Origin of the sequence: Lacrimispora sp. 38-1, assembly GCF_049890855.1 — a bacterium.
Classification (GTDB): domain Bacteria; phylum Bacillota; class Clostridia; order Lachnospirales; family Lachnospiraceae; genus Lacrimispora.
Genome location: NZ_JBANEW010000006.1, coordinates 42,383 through 57,156, shown reverse-complemented (window position 1 = coordinate 57,156; position 14,774 = coordinate 42,383). Strand labels below are relative to the sequence as shown.

The following is a 14,774-nucleotide window of genomic DNA, read 5'->3' as shown; positions in this document are numbered from 1 at the left end:
AAAACCTCCTTATATTGTAATTACTTTCGTTCCACTCACCGTAGCTCCCAGACTTAAAGCACCAATTAGATGTTTTGTATTTACCTGACTGACTGTTATCTGCATATGTGCAGGTAAAATATCCCACAGAAGATTATAAAGAAGATTGACTGCCCCATATCGGTCTGAGGTGATTTTAATACTAATTAAACTTGTTTTACCATCAACCACAACCTGATAACCATCCGCTCCGTAAAGCTCTGCCAGACGGTCTTTTAAAAACCCAACAGTAAAGGGAACTACAGTATTATACCTTTGCATGATGCGGCTTCTTCTAAAATCCAGACTTTCGCCCTGACAAACAATTCCAAACCTTTTTTCTAACAACGAAATAGTAGCTTCATCAGCAGTCTGGATATAACAATTGTTACTCACAGAATGAATACTGCTTTCTGCTTCTTCCAGCTCTGCAGCCTCCGTCTCCAGTAATTCATTAAACTCCACAACGTTTTGAAACCATTTTGGAAGAAGCATTTTTAAGTCAACTGCCATTTACCGTCACCTTCCCTAAGATGGGCACCTGCTGCAGCGAAGAATCTTCCTTGCATACAATATCAGATGCTAATCCATTTATTATTACTTCAGTTACATTTACTACCTCTGGAATATCCAGAATCGCATAAATTATTCTGGATATATACACAGTTACAACGTATTCTATTTTCTGGCTTTTTACCATGGTCCCCCATGACTGCCGGACTGACTTAAGATATTCCTCTATCTTCTTTTCTATCTGGCTTTTATAGCCTGAACCACCATCTGGTACATTATTAAGAAACTGGACGGAGAGAGAAATGTCCAGATTCAACTCAGTTCCCGTCCCAACCGTAACTGATGCCCCAATGGGAGCTATTCCATAACCACTTGCCGAAGGCTCTGCTCCCCCTTCTTCCAAAGGGCAAATTGTTTCTTGAACCGCGTGAATCAATTCTTTGCCAGCGGGGCGCATATTACCGTCAAGAATGCTGCACAGAACTGTTCCTCCTCCCTTCCATGCGGGATAGACCTGTACTTCTCCTACTCCGTCAATGGCAAGAATCGCATTCCGGTAAGAGGCTATATTACCTCCAAATGTAGCTACATCAAAAGTCGCCAGATACCGTTCTCTCAAAGAACCATCCTTTTCTTCTTCCGTTCCTGCTAATAAAAGTTCAGTAAGCTCTGCAGAAGTCAGTCCGGTGACATAATCAATCGCTATCAACTGACCCGTATAATTATTTCCGATTTCTCCGGCAGCTTCACATTTCATTTTATAGGTATAACCTGACTCCGTCTGCCCAACAAATTCTGTAACCTGATAAGTCAGGTATCCATCACCTGTAAGGGCGGAAAAACGGGAACCAATAGGAACCGTTCTGTTAAACACACCTTTTTTAACTGCATAAGTAGATTTTTTTCTCTCAATTCCCCGCTCCGCCACCAGTAAATCCAGGAAATCACCTCCTGCAGTTTCGGCGTAAGCATTCTTCTGTACGGAGTCCAGATCAAGATACAAGCCCTCCAGATACCAGCTTTCCGGACCGAGAGCGGTTTGAATCATAGACCCCTCTCTTTTATCAATTGTATCTGGTACACGTTTTAGCTGCCTGCTTAATATTGTTTCATAAGTTTTATTACTAAAATCAATCAAATTTCCACCTCCTCAGAAAGGGTGCCGTATGCGGTTTTTATTTGAAAACCGCATTTTATTGTACCTGCATCAGTTGTTTCAAAAACAAAGTTATCAACTGACAAGAACCGGGAATCCATGGAAAATGCCTCTCTGATCCGCCGTTTCAACATACTTGTCACATATTCCGGCGGCTTGCCCACCAGTTTTTTTAACTCTCTGCCAAAATTTGAGGAATAGATCTGGTATTCATACCGTTCCACATTCAATATAATATCAGCCGCCTGTTTCATGGCCTCCAGACCATGTCCCATTTTTCTGATTGTCCCAGTTCCTTTGTCAACCAGATATGTATCCGTAGGGTACTCCCTCTTCTCGCTTTCATAAAACAATGCACTTGATGAATCCGGCAATGTTGCCATATTTCTTCTTCACCTACGCTTTCGAAATTACTATGTAGTTCTGACCGGAATTGGCTTTTAAGACTAAAACCTTATCTCCTGGTTCCAAACCTTTATTAATTACTACAGTTTCTCCCTGAACGGTGACAGCCCTGTATCGTACATTATCTGTCATTACTGCCACCGGTTCAGTAATGGTTAATCTTGTTGCCTCAATACAAAGTGTAAGAGGCGAGGCCGAAATTACAGTCGCATAGCCCGTATCAAGTAAATCCAGTGCTCTTGTTGTATCAATAATAATGGACTGCAGTCTTTCAATTAATTCCACGCAAATATACCTCCTTATCTTTGTCAACAATCCTGGCTTCCAGATTCATTGTGTGTTCCCCAGCGGAAAAGGTGTGCTTTACTTTATCCAGAATTAACAAGTACCTGTTTTTCAGCTCTGGTACATCCTTAAGTTTGAAGTAAGCCATTGAGCCTGCTTTTAAATCCGGTGCTCCGCCTACACCGTTTATGGTTATTGTTTTTAATACCCGGTTATAATAGGCCATCATGATATTTCCCTGTTCACTGATTTGGGCCTCATTTAGGTTTTCATCTACCTTCACAAAATTTTGAAGTACTCCCCACTTTTTTATTGTCGTCTGATCTTTAAAAATATAGGTATCTATCTGACCGGTATCCTTATTTGATTTTACCAGCTTCACCTGATTGTACGTATCTGTATCAATATCTGATTTATAGGTATAATCAGTTAAAATGCTTCCATCTCCAATCAGGATATCTGATTTCATATTCTGGGTTTCCTTAAGGTTTAGCTTTCCGAAATCATCATATAATACAAACGTTTTTCCAGTTTTATATTGAGTTAACATAAGTCCGTATTCAATAATATCCAGACATGAAGTGTTCTCTTTTGTCAGCTTATCAAACGAGTGCCCGGTATCTTCCAGTACACCCGTTTGAAGCTCCATATCAGTTGCAATCTGCTGAATGATTTCTCCAAGAGTTTTATTTATAAAACTGTAGCTGGCATTGCATTTTAAGTAGCGCAGCTGGTCATATGCCGTAACCGATATTTCTTCCCAGCGGTTTTGCTCAATAACAAAAATAAACCCCTGGAAGATTCCTTTCCCATCAACATAGAACTGGACTCTGGCGCCTTCCGTAAGGTTAAGGGATTGGTTTTTAAGTAAAGTAAATGTCAGTGTACCTGCACTTCCGTTTCTGTTGGTTGTATAAGTGACGCTTTCGGTGACAGGGGCATAATCATATAAGGTGTTTGTTTCAGTGTTCAAAACCAGAAGTTTATAACTCATCCCGTCACCTGCAATTGATCTGCCTTAATCCAGCCACGGCTTCCCCCTATCAGAATTGGATAAGGTCTGGAAGTATCTGGAATAATCCTTGAGACTACGGTAGATAAGTTATTAGCCGTACCAGTCGGCTTATCCCCATAACTGCTGCTGTAGTAGATACCATTTGCGATTACGGCAGCACCTACCCTTAATTCCAAAGCAGGGGACACGGCTCTTTGTGACTCTTCGTCAGTGGCAGAATTGTTTGTATTCTTATTATCAGACATGGGTATTTTTATAGGCGCGTAATTCCGATATTCCTTAAACTTAATCTTATAGTATACGTCTCCCGCTTCCCCACCCTTTTCAGTTGTTTCAAATTCTGCAATCACTGCACTGATATTGGTATCATACATCCTGCTTCCACCTGCATCATACCGGCTTATAACAAGATCACATATTTCCTGATTATCCATGGCATCCTTTATGGCTTCCACATAGTCTCCCGGTTCCATCCAGTCATGTCCGTATATCAGCGGATCATCATCATTTCCTGGAAAATAGGAGTCCCAGGACACATCCATTAAAGAAGGCAGCCTGGGAACTATGATTTCACCTATATCCAATATGTCGTAGGTTTTATGATCGGCTGGATATGAAATGGTATACTCTTTTGGATTGACAGGAAATTCTATGGTGTCACCACCTATATCTGCAAAAAATTTATATCTGTTCCGCATAATTCCTCCTAAGTTACTAATACATTGCTGCTGACTGACTGCTGTACTCCAAGAATATTATTTAGCGCACCCACTATGGAATCTACATCAGATCCTCCACCGCCATGTACAGTCTGGTTGATGGTCGCATTGGTCTGTGGCACCGTCAGATTGACGAGGGCTACATACTGCCGCTCTGATAAATCTCTGAGAAGCTTAATATTTTCATCAGCAATGTTTACATCCTGATTGATTTTTTCTACGCTGCCAACCTTATCGACATTTTCTATATTTCCTGTATTTCCCATGCTTTCAATATTTTTTACATTGTCAGACATGGATTCGTATCCGTCTTTGTTTCCTCCCATTAAATCTGTAAGTTTTGATAACGGATTATCCTGACTGATATCCATATTATCCATTTTATTTCCAGCATTGCCCCAGAACGTACTGGAACGGTCAGTCGTATTTCCTGTATCAAGTTTGGTCATACGTTTTATTGTTACCGCCTGTTCCCCGTATACATCGTCAGCAAGTCCACTTAGCATGCTCCTGAAACCAGATACAGCACCTGACATATTCGTATTACAGATAGCATCAATTGCATTTGCAACCGTCTCTACTACTCCAAGAATGGTATCAAACAGCCCAAACATAAGGCGATCAATCGCTGCAACCGGGTCATTAAACACATTTGCAAAAAACTCTGCAAATACAGCTATTAAATTCCACAGATCCGCTATTAAATTATATCCTACAGCATAAATAAATCCAAACGCAGCACCTGCCACCTGACCAATCTGTTCAAAGGTTACGCCCGCATTAGTTAGCGCCAGAATAAGAATGGCAACAAGTGCACCAATTAAGATGAAAGGCCATACAACACTTAGCCATGCCACTGCAGCCCCCAACCCGGAAATCATACCAACAATTCCGGCAGCTGCAAAAGCCACCCCAATGCCAATGAGTAAAGGATACACGTAATTCCAGTTATCTATAATAAACCCTGCCCCCGCCGTCAGCAATCCAATTGCGCCTTCCGCTACATCAGCCATGATATCAATTGCTCCAATGATTCCCCCAAGAGCTTTTTGTGCAGTATCACTGTTTAAAAATTCATTAACCTTCTCTGTAACCCCGCTCAGGGAATAGGTCGCTGCATTTTGTATCATTCCCCATGCATCTGACCATGTCATTGGCACATTTTTAAACTCTTCATTAATATTATCCGTTGCGCCGAGCATGGCATTTTTTACTATATCCGCAGTAACCTTTCCTTCGGCAGCCAGACTCCTGACTTCTTCCACAGGCTTTCCCATATAATCGGCAATTGTCTGAATTATATTGGGAGCAGTATTGGCAACTGCATTGAATTGTTCACTGGTAAGTACACCGGAGCCTAATGCATTAGTCAGCTGCTCAGACGCAGAGGCCGCGTCCTGCTGACTGATCCCAGCTGATTTTAGCTGTTTATTCATATTCTCAGCAAACGCCACAACTTCATCGCTGCTGGAAAATGCATCACCTGCCCCCTTTGCCAATGCAGTAACTGCATCAGCAGTTCCAAGATAGCTCATTCTGGTCCGCTGGGCTGATTGATAGATCAATTCCTGTACCCGATTGGTTTCTTCCAGATCATTGCTGACAGCTCCATCTCCCACTACAGAAGAATTTTCAGCGGGCTGAAAACTTTTGTTCATAGCGTTTACCCGCGTATTTGATTGAGACATTTCATCTGAAAGTCCAAGTAATCCCTTCCCTGCAGCAGCCCCAAACGATCCGATTTTCTTAATTGTAGACATTAGCTTACTGCCGAATTCTTCTGCCTGCTTTATCTTTTTATTGTATTTATCCTGCTTACTCTCGGCTTTTGTTGTATTCTCAACAACCTTTTTTATGTTCTCATTAATCTCATTCATACCCTGAATGGCCACATATTGGGAATCTTCCCCCATTTTCTCAATAGAGGCATTGATGCGTTCTAACTGCATCAATGCCTCACCGCCTGACTGCCTCATACTTCCAATCACTACAACTGCCGCACCACCAAAGGAACGGCGTATGGTCATTTCAGTTTGTACAGCAGCCTGGCTGATTAGTCCCAATTGTTCCACCGAAGAATTCCCAAGGTCAATGAACCTGGAAAAAGATTCACTGAACTGATCACTGACTACTAATTCTCCTGTTATCTCTCCCATAGTTCCTCCTTTACTTCTTTGGACGGCTTTTAATCTCTTTCACCGCCATCTGGAACATTAATATCCTGTCGTTTTCCGGAAGATTAGCAACTTCCCCGGGGAAGCGGCCGTGGTTAACAAACATGTAGTAAGCCAACTGCACGTCCATATCTCCCCCGTTTAAGAGTTTTTTGCTTCTTCAATCTTCTCTCCCATACTCTTCATGTCATTTAATTCCAGGATCGCATTGGATAAACGGTTATATTCTCCCACGCTCAGCATTTGAGAGGGAACTTCCAGCGGATCTTCGGTTCCGTAATATTTACACATCTCCTGATCACTGAAATCCGGCTCTTTAACACATGCAAGAATCAGTCTTCTGGTATAAAGAATGCTGTCTGTTTTTTCTACCGGAACACCATCGACCTTTGCTGTTTTCCGGCTCATACGGGCAAGCTTCTCATTTTCCTTCTGGGAAATGGCTTTGATTACAAATGGTACAGGCTTTCCATCTTCCCCCTTAAAACGTTCGGAAATAATCACCTCTTTTGTTAAACCCTCTACTGATGGCTGTAAAAATGCTTTTAATGCACTCATAAAATTCTCCTATTCTCCCAGCTGTACCGGGGTTGAAAATGCGTTTAATACTTCTACATTAGTAAAGCTGAAAGCAATATCCATTGTTAAAAACTCTGTATCAGCGTCCAGCATGGCAATGGGAAGCTTCTGCAGCTTTACGTTATAAAGAGCTACTGTCTGGCTGCCGATTGAACTTCCTTCATCTTCATTGGTAATCTGAATTGTAAAGTACGGAAGTGCTCCCGTCTTTAAATAAGTTTTCAGCATGTTTAAAAATTCCGGCGTACCATAATATACCGTTGCGGAACCGGTAAGCGAAACACCTGATGTCTTTTTCTGCACCAGATTGGTTCCCACCACCTTAAAATCAGATTCCTGAAACTCTGCATCTGCCTGAATTTTCTTTAATCCGAACATTTCCACATTGCGTCCGTCAATTACTGCAAAGGCTCTTCCTGCCTTTCCGTTTAAAGCATCGCGTTCTAATAAAAAGCTCATAATCTACCTCCTCTTAATCTGTCAGGGTTGCTGTGATATAAATTTTTTCAACTGCAGCTACCGGCTGAATTGCAAGTGTTATTACAACTGAATTCAGTGCATTTCCTGCTTCTACTGTCACATCATCGGATTCAAAGTTCTGAATTCCTCCATTGGCCTGGATCTCATTTAAATACCCGACTATCCAGGACTTGAGTAAATCTCTGCCTGCTGCATTATTCTGGGTTTTCCCAACATAGTTCTGTGAGAAATTCTTATAAATATCACCTGTTAATGTATCTGCAGTCCGAATCACCTGATTTAAACTGAATGCTTCTCCTTTGTTTGCCGTATAAGAAGTCAGTGTGTTAATATCTGACATGATCTTAACAGAACCGAACTCTTCAAAAAATACAATCTGGCCCTTTTCCAGCGCTTCATCAATTTCTGCTGATGTCAGGCGGGGAGATGCATCTGCTGCATTGGGATATTGCGCATAAACCAGTGATTCCGTATATTTCGCTCCTGCCTGCGCGCCGCCAACCCACCAGGTTGTTTTCTGAGGTGTAAGTATGGTTCCATCTGAGAGCACCACTCCGTTTTTAACGGAGATGACAGCCTCAGTGTCACTTTCAGCGCCTGACATAACTGCCTGACACTTTCTTCCTGAATTTTCCCGCATCCGTTTAATAAAGGCTGTATATGCTTCCTTAATTGTACTGTCAGCGCCATCATAGATCAGAATCTGAAAATTCCGGGATTCCAGTACGGTTAGAAATGCGGAATACTCTGCATTTTTTACTGTGCCATTGCTGCCTCCTGTTAAAGAGGTCCCAGCCGCAGCTGTCAGATTACCAGTTCCTGAAAATACGACCCAGTCATTTCCTTTTAAATCAGAAACAGTCTTTCCTGTCTGAGTATTTTTTACAGATCCCTCCACAATGGTTCGTACCATATAGCTGCCTGCCTGATCCGGGTCTTCCGTAAGTGAAACGGAAATGTCATTTCCCCGCACACCATTATATCTTGCAGTAACAGTAAGCTCACCGATGACTGCCACAGCCTTTGCCGCACTCTCCGCAGCCGGGCGGTAAAGCAGAACCTTTGCCGGCCCGTTTGTGCGCTCACTTCCTTTAAAAATTTCTCTTAAAAATAATGCGTTAACACTGGTTGAAGGGTATCCAATGTATGGGGTAAAATCATCCCCGGCATTGATTGCCATAAGCTCTCCTTCCGGTCCCCATGACAATGGTTCGCAGATTGCAACGATTCCCCTGTCCCCTACTTTAACAGACTGCTCCATGCTTGATTTTACATTTATGTAAACACCAGGCTGCTTTTTACTTTGTGATGTCCATGTTCCTCCAGCCATTTACTTTTCCTCCTTATATTCAAAAAATTTATTAAGAATTTCCTGTGCTTCTTCCAGTGTATACTCCGTTTCTGTAAGGAGTACCTCCGCAAAGTCCGGTTGATATCTGGAAAGCTCTTTGCTTGCAAGAAGTGCCTCCCGCTTAAACTTCACCGGCTCTTTCACCATTTTTTTCGTGTCTTTTGCTTTAGACATTTTTAATACCTCCTTCATGCGATACTATAGATTCCAGTGACTTAATACAATCATACCGATCCTTTCCCCCTTCCATTTATCGTTTCTTATCAGGCAGTGAATTTCTAACAAAAAAGAGTCTCCTGTCAGGAAACCCTTTTTCATACTACTAATATAGCATGGTGATTTGTCCCTTGATTACCAATTTTATTTTTTTCTTTTGTCAAGCAGCCAGTAGAACTTACGGCGTCTGTCATAATATGTATTGTGACTGCAGGGAATCTCCATCATCATTCTCAAATATTCATAAGTGATATCTTCTTCCGTCACCGCTTTCAGTATATATTTATAAATTTCCGGATCAGTTTCTATGGCTGTTTGTTCTATCAGACGGCAGTTCTGTTCCAACATGACCCTTTTGATTGCCAGCTGCTGTGTTACATCTGCTGGATTATGACCGGATGGAATGGCTGTTAAGCTCATAGATTTTAGTGTATCTGTTTTATACTTAAGTTCCTCTCTCCATTCCCCATACTGGAGACACCAATAATACAATTCCATGAAACGGTTTTTACTGATTCCATATTTGCTATGGTTTAATGGTCTTACATTTCCCATTTTTTATCCTCCCTTATTTTCCTGCACAACTCTGTTGATCAAAAAAACATAATCCGAATCACATTTTCTGCTATCATTCAGATAGTTCAATACTTTGAACTATCTGAATAAAAAAAATAATATGGGCATTTAAAGCAATTGGCCAAGTTGTCAATCATGTATCCATATATCATCCTTTTTGATCAAGTTCAATATTTTTAACTATTTGTATCATAACATCGTATAATTCTTCTGTCAACAAAAAGTTCAATATCTTTAACTTTCATGATTGTTGTATTGAACTATTACTTAACATATGATATATTATGTAAAGAAAGGCGGTTTCAAAAATGGAAAATGAAAACACAGCTATCCGCTTAAAAAAGATTATGACAGATAGAAATTTACGCCAGACCGATATATTAAATCTGGCAATTCCTTTTTGTAATATGTATAACGTTAAGATGAATAAATCAGATATCAGTCAATATTGTTCAGGTAAAACAGAACCCAACCAGAAAAAATTGTTCGTTCTGGGTAAGGCTCTCAATGTAAGTGAAGCCTGGCTTATGGGTTTTGATGTACCCATGGAAAGAGTCCAGACTTCTGGACCGAATAAACATGATATACTCATTCATTCATTTGATGATGAATTATTTAATAATTATATTAAACTTAACAATGTGAATAAGAGGAAAGTAATTGATTACAGCAAAAGTCTTTATCAGGTACAGCTTATGGAAGAAGAAAACAGCCGGCACCTTCTCACTAATGCAGCCCACCAGCGTACTGATATAGAAGTGACTGAGGAAATGAAAGAATATGACAACGCTTTTTTTGATGAATAATTCAATTGTAACGCCTTGCATGCAAAAATCCCCCCTGCATCAGGAGGGATTTTTTTCTGATACCACAGTAACTGATAAATTGTACAGTAATTATTATTACCAGTCATAAGACTTTACAATTGACGTGAAGGAACCAAAATAACCTTTACCTCCTGCTCTCCCAGAACCCTGTAACTAAAGTTTCCGTTTCCTCCCTCCACATAAAGCCTGATCACATCCGCTTCCCGTATCGCTTTCACATTCATCACTGCTCTGCCTTTTAAGTCGGTAACGGAAGTTTCGCCAATTCCCCCATCCTCAAATACAGACAACCAGAACGTAACCCCGTCACAGAAATCATAATCAGTTCTGCTGTCGCAGCTGCCAACAGCTAAAATGCTATTCTGCCTTACCAAAACCGGAAGGCTGTAATAATCAAAGATCTCTTTCCGCCAGTGTCCACCTTCAATCACCTGTTCACTCAGCAGATTCACCCATTTTCCATCCGGCACATAGTATTCCGCTTCACCCGATTCTTTAAAAACCGGTGCCACTAAAAGGCTGTCACCCAGCATATACTGTCTGTCAAGAGTCTCACAGGCCCGGTCCTCCGGAAATTCCATAAGCATAGGACGCATGACTGGAATCCCCTCCTCATGTGCCGCAGCTGCCTGACTGTATAAATAAGGCATCAGGCTGCATTTCAGCTTAACAAATTTCCGCAGCACATCACAGGCTTCCTCGTCAAACAGCCAGGGAACCCGGTAAGAAGAGGATCCATGAAGGCGGCTGTGAGAACTTAAGAGTCCAAACTGGCACCAGCGTTTGTATACATCGGCTGTTGCCGTACTCTCAAATCCACCGATATCATGACTCCAGAATCCAAAGCCGGAACAGGCCAGTGACAGGCCGCTGCGAAGAGTTTCTGCCATTGACGGATAAGAAGCGGAACAATCGCCTCCCCAGTGAACCGGAAACTTCTGACCGCCTGCTGCCGCAGAACGGGCAAATAAAACTGCTTCCCCTTTTCCCCGCTCCCTCTCAAGCAGATCAAAAACAGCCTTGTTATATAAATAAGTATAATAATTATGCATCCTTACGGGATCAGAACCATCATGATATACGATATCCTTCACCGGTATCCGCTCCCCAAAATCCGTCTTAAAACAGTCCACTCCCATATCCAGAAGAATTTTTAATTTTTCCTGATACCAGGCAGCTGCGTCAGGATTGGTAAAATCAACCACTCCCATTCCAGCCTGCCACATATCGGTCTGCCATACTGCCCCGTTTTTCTTTCTGATTAAATATCCTTTCTCCATTCCTTCCTGAAACAGAGACGATTTCTGGGCTATATACGGATTGATCCACACACAGATTTTAAGTCCTTTTTCATGGTAACGTTTCAGCATTCCAACAGGGTCGGGAAATGTTTTCGCATCCCAGGTAAAATTACACCACTCATACGCCTCCATCCAGAAACAGTCAAAGTGAAAGACCTGCAGGGGAATATCCCGCTCCGCCATTCCATCTATAAAACCAGATGTGGTATCCTCATCATAATCCGTAGTAAATGAAGTGGTCAGCCAGAGACCAAAGGACCAGGCCGGAGGGAGGGAGGGCCTTCCTGTTAATTCCGTATATTTTTTAATGGTACCTTTGGGTGTATGACCATTTATGATATAATAATCCAGCCGCTCCCCCTCTAAAGAAAACTGGATACGTTCCACCTTCTCGCTGGCAACCTCATAGGATACATCTCCCGGGTCACTGACGAGAACACCATAACCTTTATTCGTCATATAAAAAGGGATATTCTTATAGGCGATTTCGCTGGCAGTTCCTCCGTCCTCGTTCCACATTTCCACGATCTGCCCATTCTTTACAAAAGGTGTAAACCTCTCACCCATTCCATAAACATATTCTCCCACATCAAGAGCAAGCTGTTCAACCATATAACATTTTCCATTTTCCCGGTTTTTCATATAGGCCATATTTTTAAAACCGGTGCTGGTAAGCTCCCTGTCTCCGTCATAAAAGCGGATGCCCCAGGAATCAGGCCGTTTATCAATAACAGCTTTGGTACATCCTGTCTGAAAAACAATATCTTCCCCTGATTCAACAATGCTTACCCTGGGACTGTACTCTGAAACCGCTGTAAATGGTCCCTGGTCAGCCAGCCCTTCAAAATGGAAAACGGAAACTTTCAGCACGTCTTCCATGGGACTGGTGATACGGATTGTCAGCATCCCAAGGTTCAGAATATCTCCCCTGCTTTTTATACTTTTCCCCGGCGCATAAACCGTTAATTCCCCTCCATTTATCCGGCTGCCTGCATATTCAACAGCATAAAGGGGTGTAATTTCATCTCTTACCTTCCAAAAACCACTGGTGAATTTCATATCTGTTCTCCTTGCCTGAATTGATCAGTTTATTACATATCATATTTTTCTGTCTCTAATACGCATTCCCTGACCTCTACGCACTGTCTTAAGCGTATATCAGAAACAGAACTGCCAACACAAATCTCATATTCATCATCAGGTACAGTATAGCACTTCTGCTCTTCATTGTAATAAGAAAAAGCCTTTTCAGCCAAACGGAAAGTAAGTGTCTTTTTTTCTCCAGGCTCTAATGATATTTTATCGAATCCCCGCAGTTCCATGACAGGTCTTATCACATTCTTTCCTGCAGCTCTGACATAAATCTGAACAGTTTCAAAGCCCGCCCGTTTTCCGCAGTTTTCTACATCTGCTTTTACAGTAAAGCCATGACTGGTTTTTTCAACTCTAAGATTCTCATACACATACTCAGCATAAGATAATCCATGACCGAAACAGTATCGTACCTTAACATCTTCTGATTCAAAATAACGGTAACCCACAAATACTCCTTCTCCGTAAACAACTGTTTCACCACCCGGAAATTCTCCATGCTTATGGGAAGGGCAGTCTTCAAGACACTTTGGTAAAGTAAACGGCAGCTTTCCGGAAGGATTACCTTTTCCCAGAAGGACTCTGGCAAGCGCCCGTCCGCCCTCCATCCCATTGTAACTGGTATAGACTATGGCTTTTGCACGGTCTGCAAAGGCTTCCAAATCCACCGGTGCCCCCGCCAGTACTGCAATCACCGCATTATCATTGACATTTAACACTGCAGAGATTAACTCCTCCTGTCCGGCAGGGAGCTTCATATCCTTACGATCCTGTCCTTCCACATCATATTCATGATTCAGACCGCAAAAAACAATCACATCTTCACATTCTGCGGCCAGAGCTGAGGCTCTTTTCACTCCATCTTCCCCTGCTCCAGGTTCATATACCACCTCAATGTTTCCGCCGGCCTCCATCTTAAGCCCCATCAAAGGAGAAATCTCATACAATGCCTTGATTCCTGCACTTCCACCCCCAGACGCATGAAGTGCGTCCGCATTTTCACCGATCACCGCCAGACGCTTCTTTCCAGCAAGTGCCAGAGGAAGCCTTTTTTCTTCATTTTTCAGAAGAACGACAGCCTCTTCTGCGCAGGACAGGATTGCATCCCGGTGAGCAGGGGCATTATATACACCCGGACTTCTGGTTTTCCTTTTATCACCAAGCATGGACAGGCTGTTCATTAAATTCAGAATGTGTCTGATCTTTTCATCAATAATCTCCTCATCCACTTCCTTTGCCAGCACCTTTTTGTAAAGCGGATCTGCCATAAAATAATCATTAAAATCATTGGTAACGGACATTTCAATATCAAGCCCTCCCAATGCCGCTTCTGACGTATCATGGACACCACCCCAGTCAGAAATCACAACTCCGTCAAAATTCCATTCCTTACGAAGAATGTCCCGAAGAAGATACCGGTTGTGGCAGCAGAAATTTCCCCGTAATTTATTATAGGCCCCCATAACAGTTTTCGATTTTCCCTCTTTTACTGCTGCTTCAAAGCCTGGAAGATAGATTTCCCGCAGTGCCCGCTCACTGACCTCTACGCTGACTGACAGGCGGTTTGTTTCCTGGTTGTTAACTGCAAAATGTTTCACGCAGGCAGCTGTATCATTTTCCTGGATTCCTTTTATTAATGGAACTGCCAGCTGGGCAGTAAGATATGGATCTTCACTCATATATTCAAAGTTACGTCCGCAAAGCGGAGAGCGGATTATATTGATTCCGGGAGCCAGAATTACGTCCTTTCCCCTTCCCCTTGCCTCTGCTCCCAGAACGCGGCCCATCCTCTCTGCCTGTCTGCGGCTCCAGGTACATGTGAGTGCGGTATTCGAGGGCAGGTAGGAAACAAAATCATCTGTGGTGCCTCTGGGATTCCAGTTATCATCCTCAAGCTCTCTTCTCACTCCCATCGGTCCATCGGACATCCAGAGAGGCGGAATATCCAGACGTTTTACTCCTCCTGTGTGAAAAATCCCCTGTCCGTGTATCATCTTTATTTTTTCTTCCAGTGTCAGCTCTTTTACCAGTTCATCAATCTCATGCTCCATGAAAACCTCCTGTTGT

16 protein-coding genes are annotated in these 14,774 nt (G+C 42.4%); 1 reads left to right on the top strand and 15 read right to left on the bottom strand.

Features of this window, described 5'->3' with window-relative positions; translation table 11 throughout:
- Positions 1 to 9: 9 nt before the first annotated feature.
- From V7D18_RS01935 to V7D18_RS01875, 13 genes are all read right to left on the bottom strand, one after another.
- Positions 10 to 531 carry a putative phage tail protein gene (locus tag V7D18_RS01935; protein ID WP_426150933.1) on the bottom strand — a complete coding sequence of 174 codons (522 nt, stop codon included), beginning with the start codon at positions 529 to 531 and terminating at the stop codon, positions 10 to 12.
- Positions 521 to 1,669 carry a baseplate J/gp47 family protein gene (locus V7D18_RS01930; protein WP_426150931.1) on the bottom strand — a complete coding sequence of 383 codons (1,149 nt, stop codon included), beginning with the start codon at positions 1,667 to 1,669 and terminating at the stop codon, positions 521 to 523. Before V7D18_RS01930 ends, V7D18_RS01935 begins: the two co-directional genes overlap by 11 nt.
- Positions 1,666 to 2,070, bottom strand: coding sequence for a DUF2634 domain-containing protein (locus V7D18_RS01925; RefSeq protein ID WP_426150929.1), 405 nt, complete (start codon positions 2,068 to 2,070; stop codon positions 1,666 to 1,668). Before V7D18_RS01925 ends, V7D18_RS01930 begins: the two co-directional genes overlap by 4 nt.
- Positions 2,071 to 2,083: 13 nt before the next feature.
- Positions 2,084 to 2,377: a DUF2577 family protein gene (locus V7D18_RS01920; protein WP_426150928.1), complete on the bottom strand. Its 294-nt coding sequence runs from the start codon at positions 2,375 to 2,377 to the stop codon at positions 2,084 to 2,086.
- Positions 2,364 to 3,371, bottom strand: a complete 1,008-nt coding sequence (locus V7D18_RS01915) for an XkdQ/YqbQ family protein (RefSeq protein ID WP_426150926.1) — start codon at positions 3,369 to 3,371, stop codon at positions 2,364 to 2,366. The genes V7D18_RS01920 and V7D18_RS01915 overlap by 14 nt, the downstream gene beginning before the upstream one ends.
- Complete coding sequence (locus V7D18_RS01910; RefSeq protein ID WP_426150924.1) at positions 3,368 to 4,090, bottom strand: hypothetical protein; 723 nt, start codon at positions 4,088 to 4,090, stop codon at positions 3,368 to 3,370. Before V7D18_RS01910 ends, V7D18_RS01915 begins: the two co-directional genes overlap by 4 nt.
- Before the next feature lie 8 nt (positions 4,091 to 4,098).
- Entirely contained in the window at positions 4,099 to 6,267 is a 2,169-nt protein-coding gene (locus V7D18_RS01905) for a tape measure protein (RefSeq protein WP_426150922.1), read from the bottom strand.
- 10 nt (positions 6,268 to 6,277) lie between these two features.
- Positions 6,278 to 6,415 (bottom strand): hypothetical protein, encoded by a 138-nt coding sequence (locus V7D18_RS01900; RefSeq protein ID WP_426150920.1) that lies wholly within the window; start codon positions 6,413 to 6,415, stop codon positions 6,278 to 6,280.
- Positions 6,416 to 6,426: 11 nt separating this feature from the next.
- Entirely contained in the window at positions 6,427 to 6,843 is a 417-nt protein-coding gene (locus tag V7D18_RS01895) for a phage tail assembly chaperone (protein ID WP_426150918.1), read from the bottom strand.
- A gap of 9 nt (positions 6,844 to 6,852) precedes the next feature.
- On the bottom strand, positions 6,853 to 7,323 hold the full coding sequence (locus V7D18_RS01890; RefSeq protein WP_104433682.1) for a phage tail tube protein: 471 nt from the start codon (positions 7,321 to 7,323) through the stop codon (positions 6,853 to 6,855).
- 13 nt (positions 7,324 to 7,336) lie between these two features.
- Positions 7,337 to 8,674: a phage tail sheath family protein gene (locus tag V7D18_RS01885; protein ID WP_426150916.1), complete on the bottom strand. Its 1,338-nt coding sequence runs from the start codon at positions 8,672 to 8,674 to the stop codon at positions 7,337 to 7,339.
- Positions 8,675 to 8,869: a hypothetical protein gene (locus V7D18_RS01880; protein WP_426150914.1), complete on the bottom strand. Its 195-nt coding sequence runs from the start codon at positions 8,867 to 8,869 to the stop codon at positions 8,675 to 8,677.
- Between the two features lie 186 nt (positions 8,870 to 9,055).
- A complete protein-coding gene (locus V7D18_RS01875; RefSeq protein WP_426150912.1) occupies positions 9,056 to 9,466 on the bottom strand; it encodes a hypothetical protein in 411 nt (136 codons plus the stop codon).
- 329 nt (positions 9,467 to 9,795) lie between these two features.
- Here V7D18_RS01875 and V7D18_RS01870 point away from each other — a divergent pair, with 329 nt between their 5' ends.
- Positions 9,796 to 10,293 carry a transcriptional regulator gene (locus V7D18_RS01870; RefSeq protein WP_426150911.1) on the top strand — a complete coding sequence of 166 codons (498 nt, stop codon included), beginning with the start codon at positions 9,796 to 9,798 and terminating at the stop codon, positions 10,291 to 10,293.
- 113 nt (positions 10,294 to 10,406) lie between these two features.
- Here V7D18_RS01870 and yicI read toward each other — a convergent pair whose 3' ends face one another.
- Both yicI and V7D18_RS01860 read right to left on the bottom strand, forming a co-directional pair.
- Positions 10,407 to 12,674 carry an alpha-xylosidase gene (gene yicI / locus V7D18_RS01865; protein WP_426150910.1) on the bottom strand — a complete coding sequence of 756 codons (2,268 nt, stop codon included), beginning with the start codon at positions 12,672 to 12,674 and terminating at the stop codon, positions 10,407 to 10,409.
- Between the two features lie 32 nt (positions 12,675 to 12,706).
- Positions 12,707 to 14,758 (bottom strand): beta-glucosidase, encoded by a 2,052-nt coding sequence (locus V7D18_RS01860; protein WP_426150908.1) that lies wholly within the window; start codon positions 14,756 to 14,758, stop codon positions 12,707 to 12,709.
- Positions 14,759 to 14,774: the final 16 nt, after the last annotated feature.

What these genes read in the sequence shown, in the direction of transcription:
- V7D18_RS01875 (WP_426150912.1), bottom strand. Translation starts at nt 9,466, where the DNA reads ATGGGAAATGTAAGACCATTAAACCATAGCAAATATGGAATCAGTAAA.
- V7D18_RS01900 (WP_426150920.1), bottom strand. Translation starts at nt 6,415, where the DNA reads ATGGACGTGCAGTTGGCTTACTACATGTTTGTTAACCACGGCCGCTTC.
- V7D18_RS01880 (WP_426150914.1), bottom strand. Translation starts at nt 8,869, where the DNA reads ATGTCTAAAGCAAAAGACACGAAAAAAATGGTGAAAGAGCCGGTGAAG.
- V7D18_RS01925 (WP_426150929.1), bottom strand. Translation starts at nt 2,070, where the DNA reads ATGGCAACATTGCCGGATTCATCAAGTGCATTGTTTTATGAAAGCGAG.
- V7D18_RS01860 (WP_426150908.1), bottom strand. Translation starts at nt 14,758, where the DNA reads ATGGAGCATGAGATTGATGAACTGGTAAAAGAGCTGACACTGGAAGAA.
- V7D18_RS01890 (WP_104433682.1), bottom strand. Translation starts at nt 7,323, where the DNA reads ATGAGCTTTTTATTAGAACGCGATGCTTTAAACGGAAAGGCAGGAAGA.
- V7D18_RS01870 (WP_426150911.1), top strand. Translation starts at nt 9,796, where the DNA reads ATGGAAAATGAAAACACAGCTATCCGCTTAAAAAAGATTATGACAGAT.
- V7D18_RS01910 (WP_426150924.1), bottom strand. Translation starts at nt 4,090, where the DNA reads ATGCGGAACAGATATAAATTTTTTGCAGATATAGGTGGTGACACCATA.
- V7D18_RS01895 (WP_426150918.1), bottom strand. Translation starts at nt 6,843, where the DNA reads ATGAGTGCATTAAAAGCATTTTTACAGCCATCAGTAGAGGGTTTAACA.
- V7D18_RS01905 (WP_426150922.1), bottom strand. Translation starts at nt 6,267, where the DNA reads ATGGGAGAGATAACAGGAGAATTAGTAGTCAGTGATCAGTTCAGTGAA.
- V7D18_RS01915 (WP_426150926.1), bottom strand. Translation starts at nt 3,371, where the DNA reads ATGAGTTATAAACTTCTGGTTTTGAACACTGAAACAAACACCTTATAT.
- yicI (WP_426150910.1), bottom strand. Translation starts at nt 12,674, where the DNA reads ATGAAATTCACCAGTGGTTTTTGGAAGGTAAGAGATGAAATTACACCC.
- V7D18_RS01885 (WP_426150916.1), bottom strand. Translation starts at nt 8,674, where the DNA reads ATGGCTGGAGGAACATGGACATCACAAAGTAAAAAGCAGCCTGGTGTT.
- V7D18_RS01935 (WP_426150933.1), bottom strand. Translation starts at nt 531, where the DNA reads ATGGCAGTTGACTTAAAAATGCTTCTTCCAAAATGGTTTCAAAACGTT.